At 56.4% G+C, this 22,745-nt stretch carries 21 protein-coding genes, 1 tRNA gene and 1 riboswitch; of the genes, 13 read left to right on the plus strand and 9 right to left on the minus strand.

The window, feature by feature from the left end; translation table 11 throughout:
* Positions 1–185 precede the first annotated feature (185 nt).
* From GS636_RS04395 to GS636_RS04415, 5 genes are all read left to right on the plus strand, one after another.
* A complete protein-coding gene (locus tag GS636_RS04395; protein WP_171186003.1) occupies positions 186–956 on the plus strand; it encodes an SH3 domain-containing protein in 771 nt (256 codons plus the stop codon).
* 433 nt (positions 957–1,389) lie between these two features.
* Positions 1,390–3,348 (plus strand): DNA topoisomerase IV subunit B, encoded by a 1,959-nt coding sequence (parE, locus tag GS636_RS04400; protein WP_171668576.1) that lies wholly within the window; start codon positions 1,390–1,392, stop codon positions 3,346–3,348.
* Complete coding sequence (locus GS636_RS04405) at positions 3,341–4,096, plus strand: hypothetical protein (RefSeq protein ID WP_171668577.1); 756 nt, start codon at positions 3,341–3,343, stop codon at positions 4,094–4,096. Before parE ends, GS636_RS04405 begins: the two co-directional genes overlap by 8 nt.
* A gap of 301 nt (positions 4,097–4,397) precedes the next feature.
* Positions 4,398–5,369: a UDP-glucuronic acid decarboxylase family protein gene (locus GS636_RS04410; protein WP_171668578.1), complete on the plus strand. Its 972-nt coding sequence runs from the start codon at positions 4,398–4,400 to the stop codon at positions 5,367–5,369.
* Positions 5,370–5,571: 202 nt separating this feature from the next.
* Complete coding sequence (locus GS636_RS04415) at positions 5,572–5,853, plus strand: hypothetical protein (protein WP_171668579.1); 282 nt, start codon at positions 5,572–5,574, stop codon at positions 5,851–5,853.
* Between the two features lie 15 nt (positions 5,854–5,868).
* On the opposite strand, the gene GS636_RS04420 is transcribed toward GS636_RS04415, so the two are convergent.
* The 3 genes from GS636_RS04420 to GS636_RS04435 all read right to left on the minus strand — a co-directional run bounded on the left by GS636_RS04420 (position 5,869) and on the right by GS636_RS04435 (position 9,120).
* Positions 5,869–6,708: a DMT family transporter gene (locus GS636_RS04420; RefSeq protein ID WP_171668580.1), complete on the minus strand. Its 840-nt coding sequence runs from the start codon at positions 6,706–6,708 to the stop codon at positions 5,869–5,871.
* Between the two features lie 99 nt (positions 6,709–6,807).
* Positions 6,808–7,578 carry an alpha/beta hydrolase gene (locus GS636_RS04425; protein WP_171668581.1) on the minus strand — a complete coding sequence of 257 codons (771 nt, stop codon included), beginning with the start codon at positions 7,576–7,578 and terminating at the stop codon, positions 6,808–6,810.
* 867 nt (positions 7,579–8,445) lie between these two features.
* Positions 8,446–9,120 carry a TIGR04283 family arsenosugar biosynthesis glycosyltransferase gene (locus tag GS636_RS04435; protein WP_171668582.1) on the minus strand — a complete coding sequence of 225 codons (675 nt, stop codon included), beginning with the start codon at positions 9,118–9,120 and terminating at the stop codon, positions 8,446–8,448.
* Positions 9,121–9,193: 73 nt separating this feature from the next.
* On the opposite strand from GS636_RS04435, the gene GS636_RS04440 reads away from it, so the two are divergent.
* Complete coding sequence (locus GS636_RS04440; RefSeq protein WP_171668583.1) at positions 9,194–9,931, plus strand: folate-binding protein YgfZ; 738 nt, start codon at positions 9,194–9,196, stop codon at positions 9,929–9,931.
* A 112-nt stretch (positions 9,932–10,043) separates the two neighbouring features.
* Positions 10,044–10,985 (plus strand): ABC transporter transmembrane domain-containing protein, encoded by a 942-nt coding sequence (locus tag GS636_RS04445; RefSeq protein WP_171668584.1) that lies wholly within the window; start codon positions 10,044–10,046, stop codon positions 10,983–10,985.
* Positions 10,986–11,037: 52 nt separating this feature from the next.
* Here GS636_RS04445 and efp read toward each other — a convergent pair whose 3' ends face one another.
* Positions 11,038–11,601, minus strand: a complete 564-nt coding sequence (gene efp / locus GS636_RS04450; RefSeq protein WP_170459112.1) for an elongation factor P — start codon at positions 11,599–11,601, stop codon at positions 11,038–11,040.
* Positions 11,602–11,819: 218 nt separating this feature from the next.
* Here efp and GS636_RS04455 point away from each other — a divergent pair, with 218 nt between their 5' ends.
* The gene (locus tag GS636_RS04455) at positions 11,820–12,140 is read left to right on the plus strand and encodes a DUF6280 family protein (RefSeq protein ID WP_171090939.1); all 321 of its coding nucleotides are present in this window, start codon (positions 11,820–11,822) and stop codon (positions 12,138–12,140) included.
* 81 nt (positions 12,141–12,221) lie between these two features.
* On the opposite strand, the gene GS636_RS04460 is transcribed toward GS636_RS04455, so the two are convergent.
* The gene (locus tag GS636_RS04460) at positions 12,222–12,791 is read right to left on the minus strand and encodes a cobalamin biosynthesis protein CobQ (protein ID WP_171668585.1); all 570 of its coding nucleotides are present in this window, start codon (positions 12,789–12,791) and stop codon (positions 12,222–12,224) included.
* Between the two features lie 62 nt (positions 12,792–12,853).
* Between GS636_RS04460 and GS636_RS04465 the strand changes: the two genes are divergently transcribed.
* Positions 12,854–14,311 (plus strand): cobyric acid synthase, encoded by a 1,458-nt coding sequence (locus tag GS636_RS04465; RefSeq protein ID WP_171668586.1) that lies wholly within the window; start codon positions 12,854–12,856, stop codon positions 14,309–14,311.
* 3 nt (positions 14,312–14,314) lie between these two features.
* On the opposite strand, the gene GS636_RS04470 is transcribed toward GS636_RS04465, so the two are convergent.
* The 3 genes from GS636_RS04470 to GS636_RS04480 all read right to left on the minus strand — a co-directional run bounded on the left by GS636_RS04470 (position 14,315) and on the right by GS636_RS04480 (position 17,326).
* On the minus strand, positions 14,315–15,085 hold the full coding sequence (locus GS636_RS04470; protein WP_171668587.1) for a hypothetical protein: 771 nt from the start codon (positions 15,083–15,085) through the stop codon (positions 14,315–14,317).
* A gap of 73 nt (positions 15,086–15,158) precedes the next feature.
* Positions 15,159–16,577 carry a TolC family outer membrane protein gene (locus GS636_RS04475; protein ID WP_171668588.1) on the minus strand — a complete coding sequence of 473 codons (1,419 nt, stop codon included), beginning with the start codon at positions 16,575–16,577 and terminating at the stop codon, positions 15,159–15,161.
* A 95-nt stretch (positions 16,578–16,672) separates the two neighbouring features.
* A complete protein-coding gene (locus GS636_RS04480) occupies positions 16,673–17,326 on the minus strand; it encodes a protein-L-isoaspartate O-methyltransferase (RefSeq protein WP_171668589.1) in 654 nt (217 codons plus the stop codon).
* 226 nt (positions 17,327–17,552) lie between these two features.
* Between GS636_RS04480 and GS636_RS04485 the strand changes: the two genes are divergently transcribed.
* Positions 17,553–17,626 (plus strand) — tRNA-Cys (locus GS636_RS04485).
* 334 nt (positions 17,627–17,960) lie between these two features.
* On the plus strand, positions 17,961–19,817 hold the full coding sequence (locus tag GS636_RS04490) for an SLC13 family permease (protein ID WP_171186249.1): 1,857 nt from the start codon (positions 17,961–17,963) through the stop codon (positions 19,815–19,817).
* A gap of 80 nt (positions 19,818–19,897) precedes the next feature.
* On the opposite strand, the gene GS636_RS04495 is transcribed toward GS636_RS04490, so the two are convergent.
* A complete protein-coding gene (locus tag GS636_RS04495; RefSeq protein ID WP_171668590.1) occupies positions 19,898–20,854 on the minus strand; it encodes an NAD(P)-dependent oxidoreductase in 957 nt (318 codons plus the stop codon).
* 146 nt (positions 20,855–21,000) lie between these two features.
* Positions 21,001–21,218: riboswitch (cobalamin riboswitch) on the plus strand.
* 93 nt (positions 21,219–21,311) lie between these two features.
* Here GS636_RS04495 and GS636_RS04500 point away from each other — a divergent pair.
* Positions 21,312–21,686: a DUF1636 domain-containing protein gene (locus tag GS636_RS04500; RefSeq protein WP_171090997.1), complete on the plus strand. Its 375-nt coding sequence runs from the start codon at positions 21,312–21,314 to the stop codon at positions 21,684–21,686.
* Between the two features lies 1 nt (position 21,687).
* The gene (cobW, locus tag GS636_RS04505; protein WP_171668591.1) at positions 21,688–22,743 is read left to right on the plus strand and encodes a cobalamin biosynthesis protein CobW; all 1,056 of its coding nucleotides are present in this window, start codon (positions 21,688–21,690) and stop codon (positions 22,741–22,743) included.
* Positions 22,744–22,745: the final 2 nt, after the last annotated feature.

A 22,745-nucleotide genomic window follows, 5' to 3' on the forward strand; every position in this document is an offset into this window, starting at 1 on the left:
TATGGTGTTTGCTTATTATCGAGAGACTAAGAGCGCTTTGGGCAGGTTGCGAGATGAAATCTCTCTGAATCAACTGCGAAGTAAGAAGTACTAACCCCGCTTGCGCCCGATTTGGGAATTGGCCGTCTTTTTGATAAGATCAAATGATATTCAAACATAAGTTTTTTAAAAAAAGGAGAACTCAAATGCCGAGAGTTGTTCCAACTTCATGGATGCCAAATGTAAAAATGGAGAGAATACATCTGCATTGGACTGGTGGCGGGAATTCAGCGAACTCAACAGACAAAAAAGCCTACCACATTCTGATCGAGGGAAACGGTGATCTTGTGCGCGGTAAATCGATTGTCAAAAACGCGCGCCCCTTACCCAGCGACTATGCGCGTCACACTGCGGGCGCCAACAGTGCCTCCATAGGTGTCTCGTTATGCTGCATGGCAGGCGTCAACCGAGAAAGAGACTACAAAGAATCCACGGCTCCAATGACCACAACACAGTGGAACAAAAGTTTCGAAGTCATCGCCGATCTTGCTGAGAAATACGACATTCTCATCACGCCCACCAAGGTGTTGACGCACGCGGAAGTGGAACCAAACCTGAATATCCCACAGAACGGAAAATGGGATATTACGCGTTTATCGTTTAACTCTGACCTTCGAGGATATCGCGATATTGGCAATGAAATGCGCGCCAATGTTGCCTCACTCCTCGGGGACGGCGGGGTTCCAGCTTCGGACGACATGTCAGAAGCCGAAAAACTACCCAAGTTTCGCGTTTCCGGTGTTCATCCGGACGTTCTGAATTTTAGGGCATCACCGGGGGGCAAGAAAACAGGAACCCTTCCAGAACGAACAGTCGTTGAGCGATTGGGTGTTGATGGTGAATGGTGGCGGGTCAGAACCCGGCTTGGGTATGTTGGCTACGTACATTCGGGTTATCTCAAGCCAGTTGATCCTTGATGCTTCGCACCATGGCACAACTAGCCAGTCCCGGTGGACCGCTGATGCCGCTCGCTGAGCCTCAACCAAAATGATTGAAAAGCGCTGCGCTGCGAAGGCAAGACGAAACTCAGGTTGATTTTGACGCGCATTAAGTCAGGTCTTGAGAGCAGATATTGATGCAAGGCGCAGCGTCAAGCACTTTGGACTCAGCGCGCCCATCCTTTGCAGATCGCGTTGAACGTGGTCAGAAAGCCCTTCTGAGATCCTCATACCTGGTCTGAGCTTCGCCAGAACAACGCGTTACGAACATGATAGGCGGCCATTAGCGGCATTCGGTACGGCAACGAGGGCTTGCGTGAGGCCCAAACCTTCCACAACACCTCGCGCCCCTCTTCCCCCGGACCACATCACCTGCCATAATGGGGGAAACTCAAAAACAAGAGCAGCCCATATGCCCGACGATCTGTTGACGCCCGAAGCGACCAATACCTATGACGCCTCCTCGATCGAGGTGCTCGAAGGTCTGGAACCGGTCCGCAAACGCCCCGGCATGTATATCGGCGGCACGGATGAACGCGCGCTGCACCATATGGTGGCTGAAATCCTCGACAACTCGATGGACGAGGCAGTCGCGGGCCATGCCAACCGGATCGAGGTGGAACTGCACGCCGATTATGCCCTGACCGTGCGCGACAACGGGCGCGGCATTCCGATTGATCCGCACCCCAAGTTTCCCGACAAATCCGCGCTTGAGGTTATCCTGTGCACCCTGCACGCGGGTGGTAAGTTCTCGGGCAAGGCGTATCAGACCTCGGGCGGTCTGCACGGTGTGGGTGCCTCGGTGGTGAACGCGCTGTCGGATTCAATGGTCGTGCAGGTGGCGCGCGACAAGACGCTGTTCGAACAGCGGTTCTCGCGCGGTGTTCCGCTGGGACCGGTTGAAAAGATCGGCGCGGCCCCCAACCGGCGCGGCACGACCGTCACCTTTCACGCGGATGCGGACATCTTCGGCCACCACAAGTTCAAACCCGCACGCCTGTTCAAATCGATCCGTTCCAAAGCCTACCTGTTCTCGGGCGTTGAAATCCGCTGGAAATCCGCCATCGACGACGGTGAAACACCGACCGAGGCCACCTTTCACTTCCCCGGCGGCCTGTCTGACTATCTGAAAGAGACGATGAACGGCTCGTCCACATATGCCGAGCAACCCTTTGCGGGCACCGTGGACTTCAACGAAAAATTCGGCACCCCCGGCAAGGTCGAGTGGGCGATCAACTGGACGCCCTCGCGCGACGGGTTCATCCAGTCCTACTGCAACACCGTCCCCACACCCGAAGGCGGCACCCATGTGGCGGGGTTCTGGGCCGCTGTTCTCAAAGGGATCAAAGCCTATGGAGAGCTGATCAACAACAAGAAGGCCGCTCAGATCACCCGCGATGACTTGATCACCGGCGGCTGCGCACTGGTGTCCTGCTTTATCCGTGAACCGGAATTCGTGGGCCAGACCAAAGACCGTCTCGCCACGGTCGAGGCGCAACGGCTGGTCGAAAACTCGGTCCGTGACCATTTCGACAACTGGTTGGCTGCGGATACGAAATCTGCGGGGGCGATCCTCGACTTCCTCATATTGAGGGCCGAAGAACGCCTGCGCAGACGGGCCGAGAAGGAAACACAACGCAAGTCCGCCACTAAGAAACTTCGTCTCCCCGGCAAGCTGGTGGACTGTAGTAGTTCAACACGCGACGGCACGGAATTATTCATCGTCGAGGGCGATTCTGCGGGCGGGTCTGCGAAAATGGGCCGGGACCGCAAAACGCAGGCCCTGTTGCCCCTGCGCGGCAAGATTCTGAACGTGCTGGGCGCGGCCAGTTCGAAACTGGGCACCAATGCCGAAATCAACGATCTGACCCAGGCGCTGGGTGTCGGCCTTGGCACCAAGTTCAACGTCGACGACCTGCGCTATGACAAGGTCATCATCATGACCGACGCGGATGTGGACGGGGCGCATATCGCCTCGCTGCTGATGACGTTCTTCTTCACCCAGATGCGGCCGATGATCGACGCGGGCCACCTGTACCTAGCCTGCCCGCCTCTGTATCGCCTGACCCAAGGCGCCAAACGCGTCTATTGTCTGGACGAGGCCGAGCGCGACGAGTGGCTTGAGAAAGGTCTGGGCGGCAAGGGCAAGATCGACGTGTCGCGCTTCAAAGGTCTGGGTGAAATGGACGCCAAAGACCTGAAAGAGACCACAATGGACCCCAAATCCAGGAAATTGATCCGGGTCACCATCGACGAAGACGAACCCGGCGAGACCGGCGATCTGGTCGAGCGCCTGATGGGTAAAAAGCCCGAACTGCGGTTCCAATACATTCAGGAGAACGCGCGGTTTGTGGAGGAGTTAGATGTTTGAGGAGACTGCCATTAAGAAAATTCAGTTTCACGAGGGTTTAGCACTTGGTCTTTTTCTTACCTCATTATTCTCCGCACTTACTTTTGCCGCCGCTAAGGACTGGAACTTAAGTCAGGAAACTTTTGTAGACTTAATAGTCCCAATCGCCGCGCTGGGTGCTGCAGCATTTACAGTGGCCTCTATCCAAAAGCAGATGCAACAAGAGCGGGAACTTGTTGCCGAACAATTGTCGCGCAAGCTACAGGCAGATCGTGCACTCCTTGGCTTAGCTTTGCATGAGTTGTACGACTTCTTTTTGCAAGCAACTAGGCAAGTAGTTCACCCCAAAAGCGGCTACGCCTTTGACTGGGATAGAATCGTATCTGTATGCAAAACAATCGCTCGATGTGTAGAAAACGCTGATCCCGAAACTTCGCAAAACCTGGCAAAACTTGTCTCAAACGCGCAGATACTAGCAGCAAGGCATAGGAACCTATTAGAAAGCGTCGAACTTAGTTCCGTTCGCGCGCCCCAAGATGTAGTTAGTCGCCACCATCACTTGCACTCTAGATCACAAATCGCAACCCAGCTTGTTGATTTCGTTTTGCTTTGCGCTGCCGGCTTTAAATATTCGAGATTTGAAGAGGAAACATATTCAACCCCTGTAATAGATGGCTCACGGATAGAAAACCACTTTAAGTTCGCGGTGGACATTGACATCGAAAGTCACCCACTTTGGCCTGAAATACAAAAATGGTGCTATCGCTGACTACTTAAAGACGGATAGCGTGCGTAAGTTGGATGCTTCCACCCATTGCTCGGGAAATCCACTGTTCTGAGACTGGATGTAAAAACCTACCGTACAAGCTCACGCCCAACCATCGGAGTGAGGTGTGAAAGTGTTTTATGCAGTTTATCAAGCATTGACTGGGCGGAATACACCCCAACACCACACGCGCCCTCAAAAAACCAAAATCTACTGCAATTCAAACATCTTCGGTTTACTAATCAAAGCAAGACCCGGCTTCCCTGTGACAAGCTGGCTTGGATTTAACGATTAAGGATTTGCAATGGCCCGCCTTTATGACAGTCGAAAACGTGTTCTCGTAACCGGTGGGGCCGGGTTTCTGGGCTCGCATCTGTGCGACCGGCTTCTGGATCAGGGGCACGAGGTTTTGTGCGTCGACAACCTGTTCACCGGCACCAAGCGCAACATTGACCATCTGCACAACAACCCGCGGTTCGAATTCATGCGCCACGATGTGACCTTCCCTCTGTTTGTGGAAGTGGACGAGATCTATAACCTCGCCTGCCCCGCCTCACCCGTGCATTATCAACACGACCCGGTGCAGACGACCAAGACCAGCGTGCACGGCGCGATCAACATGCTGGGGCTGGCGAAGCGGCTGAAATGCAAGATCTTTCAGGCCTCAACTTCTGAGGTCTATGGCGATCCTACTATTCATCCGCAGACCGAAGATTATTGGGGCAACGTCAACCCGGTTGGTCCGCGCTCGTGCTATGACGAGGGCAAGCGCTGCGCCGAGACGTTGTTCTTCGACTATCACCGGCAGATGGGGTTGGAGATCAAGGTGGCCCGTATCTTCAACACGTACGGCCCCAGAATGCACCCCGCAGACGGGCGCGTCGTGTCGAACTTCATCATGCAGGCCCTGACCGGTCAGCCGATCACGATCTTTGGCGACGGCACGCAGACCCGGTCTTTCTGTTATGTGGATGATCTGATCGAAGGATTCATCCGCCTGATGGAGACCGACAAAGACGTCACCGGCCCCGTCAATCTGGGCAACCCCAACGAATTCTCGATGAACGAACTGGCCAGTGAGGTGCAGGCGCTTGTGGGCACCGACACACCGATCAGTTTCAAGGACCTGCCACAGGATGACCCCAAGCAACGCCAGCCCGACATCACTCTGGCGCGGAGCGTGCTGAACTGGGAACCCAAGGTGCAGTTGAAAGAAGGGTTGGCGTCCACAATCAGCTATTTCAGAGAGCTACAGTCAGAAGCCGTGTACCACTGAACAAGGGGCTGCTTTCCCCCAATTGGCCAGGATTGCTCAGGTCTGCATCTGGGCATCTACGGGCTGGCACACAGGGCGATGGCAATTTCTCGTTGCCTAAACCCTTGATCCCGTTCACACTTACCGCAACATAACAACAATGGCTTGAGGTCCGGGCGTCCAATTTCTTTTACCGACTACGATTTTAAGACGGGAGGACGACATGAAAGCTTTAACCTTCGGACTGGCTCTGACCCTGCTGGCCTCACAAGCCCCTGCGCAGCAGATGCTCAGCACTGCATCACCGATTCCGGACGGGGCCGAGACCCGGTTTTGCTATTATGATGGTATGGCTTATTCCGAGGACGCATTTGTCCTGATGGTCGGCGATAATACTGTGACTTCGACGATCACCACGGTTCAGGAACGCCTGCTGCGCTGCCACCGCGACAGCGACGGGACCCTGAAATGGAGACCGCAGAGCACGTTCTCGACCAACAACTAAGCCCTGCTAACGCGATCAGACGGCGAGCCCGATTAAGGCAACGCCTAAGGCCATAAGTACGGCGGCCCCCAGCCGTCGTATCCAGTTGCCTTCCTTCAGAAAGATGAACCCGATCAGCGCGGCAAAGATGACTGAGGTTTCCCGCAGCGCCGAGACCGCGCCGAGCGGTGCAAAGTTCTTGGCATACAGCACCAGCCCATAGGCGGTCATCGAGACCAGCCCGCCCAGAATGCCTGTTATCCAGACCTTGGTCGGCAAGTATTTGAGGGTATCGCGTTTCTTAATTCCGACAAAGCCTGCAATGAACAGATGCAGGAAAGCCCCCCAGGCCCAATAGCTGAGCGTATTGCCTGACAGCCGAACGCCGATCCCATCCACTACCGAGTAGATCGAAATGCAGAACCCGGTGCCCAGCGCAAAGCCAAGCGCACTGCGCCCCACGCCCGAGCGCAGCGCTTTCCAGCTGCTCAGCTGAATGCCAAATGCGATAAGAGCTATGCCGCCCCAAGCCTGCAATGGCAGCACCTCGCCCACCAGAACCATCGCCCAAAGCGAAACCAGCGCCGGAACGATTCCCCGCGCAATGGGGTAGACCACACTCAGATCGCCATGCTGATAGGCTTTGCCCAGCATGAAGTAATACCCGAAATGCACAACGGTCGAGATCAGGATGTAGATAAAGCTTTCAGCACTGGGCAGTGGCAGGACCATCACCATCACGGCTGCTGGCAACACGTGGCCCAAAGCAACAAGGCCCAACATCGTCGTGCGATCCGCCGCTGTCTTGACGATGGCGTTCCAAACCGCATGCAGAAGTGCCGCAGACAGAATGATAAGGATGACAAACAGGGTCATGCCCGGACCTTTCCCGCAGATATTATGCGCAAAAAGGGTCAGTGGCCCTATTCACTTGGCGCGATCTCGGCCAAAACGGCGATTTTTGTCAACCCGGATTCAAACCGGCTGCTGACCAAGCCAGCTTTCGATTTGCTCTGCCGGCCCCTGCCAGCCGGGCTCCATAAACAGAAAATGCGCGTGGTCCTGAACCAGCAAAAAGGTCCCACGTTCCCCGTACCGCTCTGCCAAGGCGCGGCAGGTATCGGGGTTAACCGCCCGGTCTTCTGCACCGGAAACGACTAGAACCGGGCAGTCGACCTTTTCGAAATCGACCTTTATCGCGTGATCGTCGTCGAACATCCAAAAGAACATTTCGAACATCACGCGCCCACTTTCGGCCCCCAGTTGATCGAACACAGCATGCTGTTGAGCCTCGTCCATTTTATTAAGCGCAAATGGCGCCATCAGGTCGAATTCGACACGCATGGGCTGTTTCCAGAAGGCCCCACCTTCCATCAACGCCCGCGGCACGGCGCGTTCGTCGTCGGTTTCCGGCAAAGTGCCCCAGGGTGCATTGGGGTTAATCAACACAATAGCACTGGCAAGACCGCGCGCGGCCACCTGTTGCGCAACCACACCCGCGATGGCGTGGCCCAGCAGAACCGGTTTGCTGTCTAGACCCTGCACAAATTCTGCAATGTCGTTGGTGTAATCCAAAACGCTGGTGTCGGTCAGCCCGGGGTCAGGGTCGGCTTTCGGATCACCGCCATGGTGACGCAAGGCTGGTGTATGTACGGTCCACCCCCGATCCCGAAAGAAAGTTGCGTAATCCTGCATGCACCAGGGTCCGGCAAACGCCCCATGAATCAGAACAATTTCTTTTGTCATCGAAATCTCCTGTGGCTCTGTGATCAGTATGAACATCCGGTAAGATGTTACAACAGCCCGTGATCCCTGTTGCAGGACGCAGGCCAGGTCCTAAGATCGGGACTATGAGCTTTGTAACCGACAACCAACTGCCGCTGCTGATCCTGTTTTTTGTGATAGGATCGATCGGTACGGCGTTTCTGTTCCGAAAACCAGCGGGACATCGGGCTTGGAAACTGGCCGACCTGGTTTGGGTCGTTCTGGGCGGCATCGGGGCGTTGGTTGCGGTTATGGCCGGGCTTTACACTTCCGACAGCTCTCGGCTGGATCGTCAGATCGACGTGGCCTATGCGGCCACTCTGGCCTTTGATCGCGACGCGGCACGGTTTCGCCTGCGCTTTTGTGATCCAGCCTTTGACCCGGATACTGCCGTTTTGTGCGACAAGGTCGAGTTCCTGTCGGCTTCAACCGCCAGCAATTCTGAACTGCCGTTGTTCATTGCCGTCACCAATGAGGTCGCCCCATTGCAGGGGCTGCATTTCCTGTTCGGACGTCAAGCCAATGATGACATGGATGAAATGCGCAGCGCTGCCGCGCAGGCTGACGCCTTCGATATCGACCAGTTTCTGGTCTTCACCTCGCTGGACGACGAAACGCAAACCGCCATCGAAAATATGCGCCGGAAAGTACCGGCCATTGCTGGGGACTACCTGATCCTGGCCCAAAGTTATGATGATCTGATCGATCAGGTCGGTAAATTGAAAGACGAGTGGGAATATTTGCAGGCCAACGCCCACATTCTGGTTCTGCAAATCGTAGCTTTGTGCCTTGTCAGCTTTGCAGCCCCGTTCCGGTTGGGGAAATCGCTGGTCGAGCTACGTACGACACTTATCGCCGATACGCCTGTGCCAACACCTGCGGATCCGTCCCCAGAAAGTAACGCAGCAGAGTCCACAGGTTCCGACTACCCCGCCGAATCCAGCCCGCCTGCTCATACCGCTCCGCGCTCGTAAAGGCCCGCGCATCCAGAAGTGTGATCCGGGGTAAACTACGCACCAGCGCCACGTCCTCCATCAAAGGTTGGTCGGGATAGCCGCCTGCAGCGTGATAGATTTCGCGTGGCACCAAAAGCCCCTGATCCCCATATGGAAGCCCGAAAACCCGGCTTCGCAGATTGGCCCAGCCCGAGACCCATCCCGGCGCAATACCCCGCGCTCGGAAAGCCAACCGAAAGGCCGCAGGTCCGTTGCTGGATAGATGGGCGCTCACCGCCTCGCTCCAGCCGCTTTCCAACACAGTGTCAGCATGCAGGATCAGCAACCAATCCCCACCAGCCTCTGCGCAGCCCTCGCGTAACTGTCCACCGCGCGACGGCATACCTGTCACAACCCTTGCTCCGGCCTCCTCCGCGATTTCCAGTGTTAGGTCGGCAGACCCGCCATCGCTGATGATCAGGTCCCGGATCAGCCCGGCATGCAGCCCTTCCATCAATGCTCCAAGGCATTCGGGCAAAGCATCGGCCGCGTTCAGGGTCGGAATAACAACAGAGATCGGGGCTGGCACGTCTGATACCCTCTGGTCTTGGCGGCGGATCTTCCTATATCACGAGGCCAAGGGAAATGACGAGGACCAAGCCATGCCCACCCGCCGCATCCTGCGCCTGACCGGCTCGGACACCGAAAGTTTTTTGCAGGACCTGATCACCAATGACATTCAGGGTTTGAATGACGGGCTGGTATATGCCGCGCTGTTGACGCCGCAAGGCAAGTATCTGGCGGACTTTTTCCTCAAGCGTGATGGCGATGGCATTCTGCTGGACGCGGCCGAGCACCTTGCCGATGATCTGATCAAACGTCTGAACATGTACAAACTGCGAGCAGACGTGGCCATCGAAAGCACCGATATGAACCTGCAGCGCGGAACCGGCTCCTCGCCCGAGAGTGCTCTGGCCGACCCGCGGCACCCTGACATGGGCTGGCGCATGTATTCTGCGGCACCCGAACAGGATGATGGCACAGATTTCGATGCACTGCGTGTGCAACACTGTATTCCTGAAGCGGGTACTGAGCTGACCCAGGACAGCTATATCCTCGAATCTGGGTTCGAAGCGCTGAATGGCGTGGATTTCAGAAAGGGTTGTTATGTAGGTCAGGAAGTGACCGCGCGCATGAAACACAAGACCGAATTGCGTAAGGGTCTGCGTAGGGTCTCTGTCGACGGCACCGCGCCCGTGGGGACCGAGATCACAGCTAATGGCAAACCGGCAGGCACCCTGTTCACTCAATCCGGGGGCCACGCGATTGCCTATCTGCGTTTTGACCGCGCAAGCGGTGAAATGCAGGCGGGCGAGGCCACGGTGAGACTGACCGACTAAGTACCGCTTGTTGCCTAATCAGCACGAACTCCACGTCGGCACATATCGCCAAGTTTGAACCTGTTCCTCAGCCCTGCCAAACTGAGGGAAACAGGTCAAACCGGATACACCCATGTTTCGACTATATTCCGCGATTTGGCGCGCCAGTGCCGGACGGCAGATCATCCTCATCGTGCTGTCCATCGCCATTGCGGCGCTTGCCGCCGTTCCGCTGGAGTTTCAGCGCGACATCGTCAACCACCTGACGGCAGATGATGTCGGCACTGAAAAGCTGATCCAATTGGGTATTGGTATGATGGCCGTTATCCTGCTGAGCCTTGGGCTGAAATGGATCCTTGGATACCGTGCTGGCACTTTGGGTGAAGACATGATCCGACTGATCCGGCAGCGCCTGCTATGGCGTTCAACCGATCTGAAGGAAACGGGCGAGGACCTACGCAAAGGCACCATGACCACGGCCATTTCCGCCGAGGCTGAAGAGTTGGGAAAGTTCGCGGGCGGCGCTTTCTCGGATCCGGTGGTTCAGATTGGAACGTTGATCAGCGTGATCGGCTATATTTCATCCACGCAACCGGGGCTTGGGCTGATCGCTTTTTCGATGATTGTGCCGCAGATCATCATCGTTCTGGTGTCGCAACGCAAAGTGAACACTTTCGTGGCAGAGCGCGTCCGCATCCTGCGCGGTGCCACAGACCGGCTGACGACCGAGGATATCGAAGCGGTCGAGCGGGACATCAACACCATGTTTGACGAAATTTACCACACACGGCGACGTATGTTCCTGTGGAAACTGTCGGCCAAATTCCTGCTGAGCGTGATCAATGGGGCCGGTACCGTCGGTATTCTGATGCTGGGCGGTTATCTGGTGTTACAGGGGAAAACGGATGTGGGCACCGTTGTGGCCGCCACCAGTGGCCTTAGCCGAATTCAGGGGCCGACCGCATTTCTGATCGCTTTTTATCGCCAGGTCAGCGCCAATCGCATCAAGTATGAACTAATGCTGGAACTGTTTGGCCCCGACCCAACACGGTATCGTTACCGCCCTAAGGCGTAAAAAAACCGCGCGGCGGGTGCCTGCGCGGTCTCTTTCACAAAGTGACGGAACGTCACGCACGTTCGGAATATTCCATCGTTTCGGTGTTCACGACGATCATTTCGTCCTGACCGATGAAAGGAGGCACCATGACTTTCACGCCATTGTCCAGCACCGCAGGCTTGAACGAGTTTGCAGCGGTCTGGCCTTTGACGACCGGCTCGGTCTCGACAATTTGGCAGGTCACTTTCTGCGGCAGCGTAGCGTTCAGCGCCTCGCTTTCGTAGAATTCAACGACAATGGTCATGCCATCCTGAAGGAACGGGCGACGTTCGCCCAGCAAATCTGCCGGCAATTCAATCTGTTCGTAGGTTTCTGCATCCATGAACACCAGCATCCCGTCGGATTCATACAGGAATTGCTGATCTTTCTGCTCAAGGCGAACACGCTCGACCTTGTCTGCTGAGCGGAAGCGTTCATTGAGTTTTGAGCCATTGCGCAGGTTGCGCAGTTCGACCTGAGCAAACGCCCCACCCTTGCCCGGTTTTACGTGGTCAACCTTGACCGCTGCCCACAGGCCGTCGTTATGCTCAAGCACATTGCCGGGGCGAATTTCGTTCCCATTTATCTTGGGCATTACATAAATCCTTCACAAACGGTTGATGCATCAGTTGCGGTCCCTATATCTGGCGGGATCACACCTGACAAGACAACGACACCTAGTGCTGCACTTGCAGCAAGCCATGCAAGTGACGCAACGCAACTATGCATTTTAGCTGTATCCGAATCGCACCTAATAGGTCATAAGGACCCTCACGCCGAAAATGCAAGAGCAAGAACAACAAGGAAGACGAGATGAGAGATTTCGTTGACGGCACTGCCTTTAACAACGAGCAAGGCAATCGTGCGCGCAAACTTTTCGCGGCCGTTGTGTTGGCTGCACTCGATGACGCTATCGCCGATGACAAGAAATACGGCAATGGCCCCGAACAAATCGCCCGCTGGGCCCGTTCGCGCGATGGGCGCGAAGTTCTGTCCTGCGCGGGTATTGACCCGAACGAGCGGGTTGTCAGCGGACTGATGGAGTTCGTTGGTCGCGGTGTACGGACCTCGGTCGCACTGTCCCGTGAAGAAAGCGAGCGCCGCAACGCCGCTCAGCACGCAGAAGCCGCCTGAACTAAAGCGAGTTCGCACAGAAAAAACGCGCTCTGTCCGACAGAGCGCGTTTTTCTATGCTCTACCTCGATGTCCAAAAGGCTAGAAAAACAACAGCCACTGCCGTGCCACCCAAACTTCGGCCAACAGCATGACGCCAAACATGGACTTGCCCCACACGGACAGACCGCGCTGCCACAGTGCGACATACGCAGCAAGACAAACTGCGGCAGAAACTGGAGCCACCCATAATGCGTGATGGCTGCTGTCCCAATAGCTGACCGGGCTGTGAAACACCCAATCGCTTAGCGGCCAGAATTGAGGTCGCCCGTCGCCTGCATGCAGCACAAAATCTGTCGCTAGGTGCAACAAACCTGCCGCTGCTCCGACAGCCACGGCGTGCCAGCCACGCCAAACTGCCAGCAACAATGCAATCCCCCAAAGGATAAAGGAGTTGTCGATCGCAAAGACGGTTTGCCAGGCCTGCGAATAGTACAGTTGCCCGAAGACCACCTGTTCCGGAATGCCCAATACAAACAACGACACTCCCACCATGAGATACAGGGACAAATCCGGCAGCACTGCCCCCAGCATTGCAGCCAACAAGATACGGCCCTGCGGCGGTCGGGCAAAAGCGGCAGCCCCGATCAAAAGATGCGCTGGTGTGTTCATCCAGGTCTTTCCCTTCCCGCTCAAATCAAGTCATCTGCGCCTCGACATATAGGAGACAACCCATGGTTCGCGCCATCATGATTCAAGGCACTGGCAGCAATGTCGGAAAATCGGTTCTTTTGGCCGGGCTTGCGCGCGCCTTTACACGGCGGGGGATGCGGGTTGCTCCGTTCAAGCCACAAAACATGTCAAACAATGCGGCCGTCACCGAAAACGGGGGCGAGATCGGTCGCGCGCAGGCGCTTCAGGCCCGTGCAGCCAAGCGGGCGACCCATACAGATATGAACCCCATATTGCTGAAGCCCGAGACGGACACCGGTGCTCAGATCATCGTTCAAGGGCAGCGTGCGGGTACGATGAAGGCCGGGGATTACCGAAAGGACAAGTCCAAGCTGCTGGGGGCCGCGCTGGAAAGCTTTGACCGGCTTTGTACGGATGCGGATCTGGTTCTGATCGAAGGTGCGGGCAGCCCGGCCGAGACCAATCTACGCAAGGGTGACATCGCCAATATGGGGTTTGCCTGCGCCGCAGGTATTCCCGTGGTTCTGGTCGGTGATATTCATCGTGGCGGCGTGATCGCGCAGATCGTTGGCACACAGGCTGTGCTGGACGGTGGCGACCTGGCGCAGATCCAGGGTTTTGCTGTCAACCGGTTCAAAGGGGACGTGTCTTTGTTTGACGAAGGGCGTGACGACATCGCCGCCCGTACTGGTTGGCCCTGCTTGGGCGTCGTGCCCTGGTTCCATGACGCGTGGAAATTGCCTGCTGAGGATATGATGGACATTCGCTCTCATACCGGCGGCACGTGTAAGGTGGTTGTGCCTCAGCTGGAGCGGATGGCCAATTTTGACGACCTCGACCCGCTGTCCGCTGAACCAGACGTGAGTGTCGAGATCATCCCAGCCGGACGCCCCCTGCCCGGTGATGCCGATCTGGTTCTGCTGCCGGGCAGCAAATCCACCATCGGGGATCTGGCCTATTTTCGAGCGCAGGGTTGGGACATCGACCTTTACGGCCACGTGCGCCGCGGCGGGCATGTTCTGGGCCTGTGCGGCGGTTATCAAATGCTGGGTAAAACCATTTCCGACCCGGATGGGGTCGACGGCAGACCCGGCAAGGTCGAAGGCTTGGGGTTGCTGGATGTCGACACTGTGATGGGCGGACAAAAGCAAGTCATTCTACGCTCGGCCCATGCCCTGCCCGACCGCGATCCGGTCAGCGGGTATGAAATCCATATGGGACACACTGAAGGACCTGATTGTGACCGTGCATGGCTGGAGGTCGAAGACAAACCAGAAGGTGCCGCCAGCGCCAACGGACGGATCAAGGGCAGCTATTTGCACGGTATCTTTTCGTCTGACACGTTCCGCGCGCGTTACCTTTCAACGCTGGGCGTGACCTCGGACGTCGCTTATGAGGATGGCGTCGAACAGGTTCTGGATGACTTGGCAGACCATTTGGAACGCCACATGGATCTTGATCTGCTGCTGAGCCTCTCCCAATCCCCTAGGCGCAGCTAGGCGTTACTCCAGATCTTTTGCGGCTAGGGCACGTGCAATCTCGCGCCGGACCATCTTGCGCACATTCCGCGTGATCCGCTCGCCCATCGTGCCCTGCAGCTCTTGCCGGACAACTTCGGCGATCAGGGCGCGCAGATCCTCTTCATCCATGTCGATACTTCTGTCATCGACGGCAGGCTCTGCGATCACCTCGGTCTCGGCCCTCGGCGAACGGATGAACTCAGCTTGAACGTGTGCTTCGCCCTCATCGTCGGACGCGTCAGCTTGCTCAATGTCAATGGAACCGACGGCCTCGGCTGCGGCAAATTCTGCTTCTACGTTCCACGGCAAAGATTGCGACGGTGTGCCCGAGTAAGCATCTTCGCTGTCGCCATCCGGTTCCCATTGATCTTCTGTTTGTGCAATGGCCGCTTCCAGCGCTTCGATCTTAGCGCTTAAGCTGGTGGCAGCATCCGCAGACTGAGCAGGTTTAGGCGCATCGGCCGCGTCCTCTGCGGCGTTGGCCGGCTTGCCAGCCTGCACAATATCGCAGGCCCGCAGCAACATGGGTTTCGCCGAGTCGGATATCTTGAGGTCCGAGTCGGTCTGGGTGGGAACCCCATTGGTCTGCTTGGGCGCGCTGACACGCAAAGCATCCGTCAAAACCAGCCGCCCCGGCTTTCTCGATACAGGCTGTTGATCCGAGACGGATTTATCGCGGTTATCTTCGCTTACCAGACGTTTGACCGAAGACAGAACGTCTTCGATCCCTGCTTTTACGACATTATCAGTCATTGTTCTCTACCGCTCTATCCTTGGATCGAGTGTAGCCAAACAATCTCAACCTCACAACAAATAGTATGACCGATCAGTCCCGACGCAATGCTTTGAGGACGCGATCCAGATCTTTGCTCTGTTTGCTGACCTGTGCCGGTGCCTTTTTGACCAGGTTGTAATACAAGGTAGGATCGTAAATCTGCACCGCCAAACCCAGACGTTCAGCCGTCAGCAGACCCTGAGCCTGCAACAACTGGTAAGCCGCGCGCGAGCGTTCAGTGCGTGAAGCAACTTCGGCCAATTGCGCATCCAGCAAGTCCTGCTGAGCGTTCAGCACGTCCAGAGTTGTCCGCGCGCCCAATGTTGCCTCTTCGCGAATCCCGTCAAACGCCACTTGCGAGGCACGAACCCGTTCAGTCGATGCCCTCAGGCTGGCGGTGGCCGCCTGGAACGCCGCATAACGGTCAGTGACACCTTGAGTGATGTTCTTCTGCACGTTTAGTAGGTTCGCGCGGTCGGCATCACGTACCGCCATCGCACGCCGTACACTTGCTGCCAAGCGACCACCGGCATAGATCGGCTGCCGGAAAGTCAGCGAGATGCTCGCATCGTTGACATAATCGCTGTTATCATAGCGTTCAGTAACACCTGCATCGGCGTCAAGCGACACATTCGGACCCAAGTTAGCCCTTTGTTGCTCCACGATTAGATCCCTCGCGCGAACCTGATGCTGCGCTGAGAGAATCGCGGGATGGTTGCGTTGCGCCAAACTAACGGCTTCCGCCTCCGAACGCGGCAGGTTGGGCAAACTCGGCTGTCCCGCTGTACGCCCCGGTGCCTTGCCAACCGCGTTCACATATTCAGCCTGCGCGATGCTCAGCTCACCACGCGCGACCGCCAAATCCGCCTGCGAGTTCGCCAACTGCGCTTCGGACAAGGCAACGTCCGTACGCGTGACTTCTCCGACTTCAAAGCGATCATTCGATGCTCTGAGTTCTTCAGCCGAAACCTCAACGTTGTTTTGGCGGATCGCTACGGTTTCTTCCTGCAGCAACACGCCCAGGTAGGCATTTGCCGCACGGATCAGAACCTGTTGTTCGATGTCAATCAGGGTTTGCCGGGTCGCCAAAACAGTTTCCTGCGCTGATTGCTTGCCCAGAATCGAAGCCCCACCATCATATACTAATTGGCTAAGCGTTAATCCGGTAAAAAACCTAGACGGCTCGTTCGTCGTGACTACGTTATTGACCCGCGACCGGGTGTAGTCTTGACTTACCTGCACGGCCCAGTTGACGATTGGCCGCAACGCTGAAAGCGCAATAGCCACATCTTCATCCGCAGCCCGCAAAAGCGCCCGATTCTGCTCCAGCAAACCGCTTGTATTATACGCACCGATGAAGGCGTCTGTTATGTTATCAGCCCACGCTGCGCGCCCTGGCATTACGCTCATGGCAAGCCCTGCGGTCACTGCGAATACCTTGACCAGCCTGCCTGTCGCTGAACCACGCATACCGAAATCCTCTCAAAACGAAATTACACTGCCCTGCAGGCAGTTTGCGGCCTTGTTTTCAACTAATCAAGGCGGAAGAAAAATCTATCGGCGGACTATAGCGAAAATGCACACTCAGCCGAAAAACTCTCCAAGACCGGCGCGCTGGCGTTGAATGCGTCGCGCCAGCTGACCTGACCGCCAGACTTCCGACCAACCCGCACCGTCCCCAAGTTGCCGTCGACAAACAAGCACGCGATTCGGCCATGTTCCTTGAGTTGATCCAGCAAACCTTCGGGGATTTGCTCGACACCGCCCTGCACCATGATCACATCGTAGGGGCCATGTTCGGCAACACCCTGCTCCAGCGGACCCACATGAATGATGGCATTATCAACATCTGCTTCGGCCAGAAGGTTTTGCGCCTCAGCCGCCAGTGCCTCGTTACTTTCCACACCTACGACCAACTGCGCCATGCGCGCGGCCACCGCCGTGGAATACCCCATGGCCGGCGCGATATCGAGAACCATCTCATCATTCGAGATGTTCAACGCATCCAGCATCTTGGCCAGTGTCCGCGGCTCAATCATAGCGCGCCCCTCGCCCATATCGATCAGACCGTCGACATAGGCAGCTTCACGCTGAGCATCAGGAACAAAATTTTCGCGTGGCACGCTCAACATTGCTTCGATGATCGGGAATTTGGTGACATCAGAGGGTCGGACCTGTGTATCAACCATTGTGCGGCGCCGGGCTGCGAAATCTGTCATTGGATATCTCGTCTCATTCCCATGGATGTCCGGCTTGTGCCACATCCTGACCCGACCAGCAACGGCCCTGTTGCCGCAACCCAGCCAAGGTGTCGAAATAATCCGGCGCCAGCTCATGCGAAATTCATTCTTGTCGCCAAATTTGCACGCAATCCACTGGACGCCCTCCAGGAAAGCTGCTAAAAACCCTCGCACACCACGGCAAGTATTTGATTTTACTTGAAAAGGCGAGTTGGCGGAGTGGTGACGCAGCGGATTGCAAATCCGTGTACACCGGTTCGATTCCGGTACTCGCCTCCACAACATCTTGTTTCCACGTTAGCATTGAGTTTTCGAAGCTTGTGAACGTAGCATTTTGCGTGATTGTCCTGGCATATGGGTTTCATTAAAACCGCAACCCAAACAAACAAGAATTGATGCCCTGAGGCATGCGATGAGGCAACGACCCAAGTATTTGAAGTGAGATGCAATGGGCGGGGGCCTAAATGCACATAGTCGCATGAGTAACATTATGTCAAAATTTGGGGCTCAAGCGAAATTTCATGACAATGAATGCGGGATGAACTAAAGGTTTATTTCAGAATAAGTAATAAGTTCTGGACGTCTAGTGGAACACATAGCCTTTACCTTCGAGATGGGGGTCGTTTGCGCCCTTCTCGCCTTCACAGTTTTCCTATTTGTGTCCGAGGTCGTCAGAATCGACCTTTCCGCCATACTGGTTTTGGTTCTTGTCGGCTTGCTAAGCTACGCACCCGGCCTAGAAAATCTGGCGGATGTGCCGCGTCTGTTTGATGGGTTTGCGTCAAACGCGGTCATTTCGATCATTGCGGTCATGATCGTTGGTGCTGGCTTGGACAAAACCGGCATCATGAACAAGGTTGCGGCCGTTATTCTGAAGTACGGCGGCAAATCGGAAAGCCGCGTGCTGCCGATCATCTCGGGAACTGTTGGCGTCATTTCTTCCTTCATGCAAAACGTCGGCGCCGCCGCCTTGTTCCTGCCAGTTGTCAGCCGGATATCCACGAGATCCGGAATACCGCTGTCGCGACTGCTTATGCCGATGGGGTTCTGTGCGATCCTGGGGGGGACGATGACGATGGTGGGGTCCTCACCGCTGATCTTGCTCAACGACCTGATCCAAACGGCCAATGACGGCTTGCCGGATAATCAGAAAATGCAGCCGTTCGGGCTGTTCTCGGTAACACCGATCGGGGCGGTACTGATCCTGACAGGCATCGGGTACTTTCTGCTGCTGGGACGCTGGGTTCTTCCTGTGCAGGAAGGGGCAGACAACACGGGCACCGGTCAGGGCACACAAGAGTATTTGCAGCGGGTGTATGGGCTAAAGGCAGATGTGTTCGAAGTTGTTGTGCCTGCAGACAGCCCGCTGGTCGGGCAGATCCTGGCCGATATCAACCATGAGAACCACCTGTACATCATTTCAACCTTCTATCGCGGCAAAACGTCAATGGTTCAGGTTCTGACCGCTGAAATCGCAGCCCCTTGTCGGCTGGCGATTGTTGGACGGCGTGGCGAGGTAGAGGTTTTTGCGAAGAAATTCGGCTTAACAGTTCTTCCCGATCTGGATGTTTTTGTTGAGGAGTTCGCACCCACCAACGCCGGTGTCGCCGAAGTTGTCGTTACCCCCGACAGTAAATTGATCGGCAAATGCCCGCGCGAGCTTTTGTTCCGCAAGACATACGGTATGTCGCTTCTGGCTATTCACAGAGGGGAAGAAACGCTCAGCCACGTAGAGACCGATGATCATCAGTCCACTCAGATCGGGCTGGAAAAGTTTCATGCTGGTGACATGCTGGTCGCACACACGCGGTGGGACAATCTGATGCGGATCACCCGCGATCCGGATTTCGTTGTGGTCACAAGCGATTTCCCACAGGAGGAATTGAGACCTCAGAAAGTCGGGTGGGCGCTTGCTTTTTTTGCTATTTCAATATGCCTGATCCTGTTCACCGACGTACGCCTTTCTCTTTGTCTACTCACCGGCGCAGCTGGCATGATGCTGAGCCGTGTTCTCAGCGTGGATGAGGCTTACCGTGCCGTTGGATGGAACACTGTTTTCCTGCTTGCCTGCCTCATACCTTTGGGACAGGCCGTGCAGAACACCGGCACGGCCGCATGGATCGCGCAGCAGATCATGGTCATTCTTGACGGTTGGCCGCTTTGGTCGCTTCAAGCGGGCATCGCTGTTCTGGCAACGGCGTTTTCATTGGTCATGTCGAATGTTGGCGCCACCGTTCTGCTCGTACCGCTGGCTGTGTCCATTGCAGTGGCTGCCGGAGGCAACCCTGCAGTCTTTGCGCTGACCGTTGCCATTTCCACTTCGAACAGCTTCATCATCCCGACCCATCAGGTCAATGCACTGATCATGGGTCCGGCGGGGTACAAGGTCATGGATTTTGTCCGTTCAGGCGGCATCATGACCGCGCTGTTCCTTGTCGTTTCGTTGGTGATGATCAACGTTATGTACTAGCGCGGCAATCGGGGCCGGATTTCTGGACTGCCCCACCCCAATTGCCGATGACATGTCGTTGGAAAGATTAGGCTGAACCTCTACGCCAAACCCCGGCCTTGCGGGACAACCTCATACCCCGGCTCTTCCGGTTCATCATCTTCCATCTCCGGCGGGAAACCGGGGGCTGTGATGTCCAAACCAGTCGCCTCTTCCAGACGTTTGATGATATTCGGCGACAGCTCGCGATCGCCATACCGGGCAATGCCATCTTCAAAAATCTTGATCATGACCGGATTCATTTCCAGAGGCACCCCGGCGCGGTCCGCTACCTCTTGAAACAGACCAATGTCCTTTTTCACCAAGTCCATAGTGAAGGAGATGTCGCGCGAACCATTCAGTATGACCTGACTTTCCGTTTCATGCACAAAGGACGTACCGGACGAGATTTTTATCGCCTCATATGTCGTGTTGAGATCCATGCCCGCCGCCTTTGCCGTGACCAGCGCTTCGGCGCAGGTGATCAGGTTGGCTGTGGCCAGATAGTTGGTCAGCACCTTCAAAACCGAGGCAGAGCCCAATTCACCCGTGTGCAAAACACGCCGTCCCATGGTGGTCAGAAACGGCAGAATCCGCTCAAAAGTCGCACGGTCACATCCCGCGAAGATCGAGATATTGCCGGTGGCCGCCCGATGGCACCCGCCCGAAACCGGGCAGTCCACTGCCGCGCCTCCGCGTTCGATCACCTCGGCCCCCAAACGCTTGACCTCGGCCTCATCGGTTGTCGACATCTCCATCCAGATTTTGCCGGGGCCCACTTCGGGCAGCATCTTTTGCATGACCGCATCTGACGCCGCAGGCGATGGCAAGCAGGTGATGACCGCATCGCAATCGCGCATCAACTGTGCCGGGCCTTCGGCTGCCTTTGCGCCAAGGGCGACAAACGCGGCCACCAGATCCGCGTTCAGATCATGCACCGTCAGATCAATACCGTTCCGCAGCAAGGATCCCGAAAGCTTGCCGCCAACGTTTCCCAACCCGATGAATCCTACTTTCATATGTCGCCTCTCCCTGCTGGCTTGTACCTGTCATGCGATCACGGATTTATCTGACCAATCATGCCGCCCAACGACAACCACAGGTCGCTTTTCACACCCGCCTCCTGATGTTACGCGCAACGCGCTTGACAAGCGGGCCAGCGGTGCCGCATGACCCATTCGTTGGTGTCGGCAAGAGCCGATGAAAAGGGAATGCGTCAACGGATCTTCCGCCAAACGCAGCCGCCCCCGCGACCGTGACCGGAGAGGGTGCCCAATGCCACTGGCCTAGGCCGGGAAGGCGGGACATCCGACAGAGGACCCTGACGTACCGGGCCTCTGACATCCGCAAGCCGGGAGACCTGCCAGCACCCGAAGTTGAAACCGGGCGGGGTGTTCCGGTATCGGGTCCATGTTGCAACACGTGGCCCGCTTGAAACCCCGTCCCCCGCGAAGAGGATTTGGGGGGATGAGAGACATGACTGAGACCACACCGGTCGAACTGCTGGTCTGCACGACCTGCCGCCGCGGGCTGCCCATCGAAGACGATGCGCAACGCCCCGGTACATTGCTGCACCAGGCATTGGAACAAGCAGAGCTGCCCGAAGGCATCACCCTGAAACCTGTCGAATGCCTTTCGAACTGCGATCAGGGCTGTTCTATCGTGTTGCGCGGCGGTCCCGATCGCTGGACCTTCGTTTACGAAAACCTGAACGAAGTGGACCATGTCGATGTAATCGTCGACGGCGCAACCAAGTATCTGGCCACCGAAGATGGCCTGGTGAAATGGCGCGAGCGCCCTGAACATTTCCGCAAAAACTGCGCTTCGCGCATTCCCCCGATTGGAGCCTGACATGTCGAATCTCGAAAAACTTCCCGTCACCGTGATCACCGGCTTTCTGGGCTCGGGCAAAACAACGCTGGTCAAACACCTGATGCAGAACCCGCAGGGCAAACGTCTGGCTGTTGTCGTCAACGAGTTTGGCGATGTGGGCGTGGATGGCGATATCCTGAAATCCTGCGCCATCCCGGATTGCCCTGCGGAAAACATCATGGAGCTGGCAAACGGTTGTATCTGCTGCACCGTGGCCGACGACTTCATCCCAACCATCGAAGCCCTGATGGCGCTGGAGCCGCGCCCCGAGCACATCCTGATCGAAACCTCTGGCCTCGCCCTGCCCAAGCCGCTGCTGAAAGCGTTCGACTGGCCGGATATCCGCTCAAAGATCACTGTCGATGGCGTGATCGCTCTGGCCGATGCCGAGGCCGTCGCCGCCGGTCGCTTTGCCCCGAATGTCGAAGCTGTCGATGCCCAGCGCCTCGCCGACGACTCGATCGATCACGAAACGCCCCTGTCCGAGGTGTTTGAGGATCAGATCTCGTGCGCCGACATCATCCTGTTGACCAAGCCTGATCTTGCAGGGCCCGAAGGTGTGGCCAAGGCCAAAGAAGTGATCGCCGCCGAAGCACCGCGCCCCCTGCCTGTTGTCGAAGTTGCCGAGGGCGTTGTGGATGTCCGCGTTGTACTTGGCCTGGAAGCGGCTGCCGAAGACGACATGGATGCGCGTCCGTCGCACCACGACGGTCACCACGATCATGAACATGACGATTTCGAAAGCATCATCGTCGAGTTGCCGGAACAATCCGATCCAGCCGATCTGGTCGCCAAGATCGAACGTCTGGCGACCGAGCTGAACATCCTGCGGGTCAAAGGTTATGCGGCAGTACAGGGCAAACCCATGCGCCTGCTGGTTCAGGCTGTGGGCGCACGCGTCCGTCACCAATATGACCGCCCATGGGGACCAGAGGAAGAGCGCCGTTCGCGTCTGGTTGTTATCGCCGAGCATGACGACATCAAAGAGGCCGAGATCCACGCGATCCTCGCGGGCGTCACCGAGGCTGCCGAGTAAAC

Source organism: Ruegeria sp. HKCCD4884 (assembly GCF_013110855.1).
Taxonomy (GTDB): domain Bacteria; phylum Pseudomonadota; class Alphaproteobacteria; order Rhodobacterales; family Rhodobacteraceae; genus Ruegeria.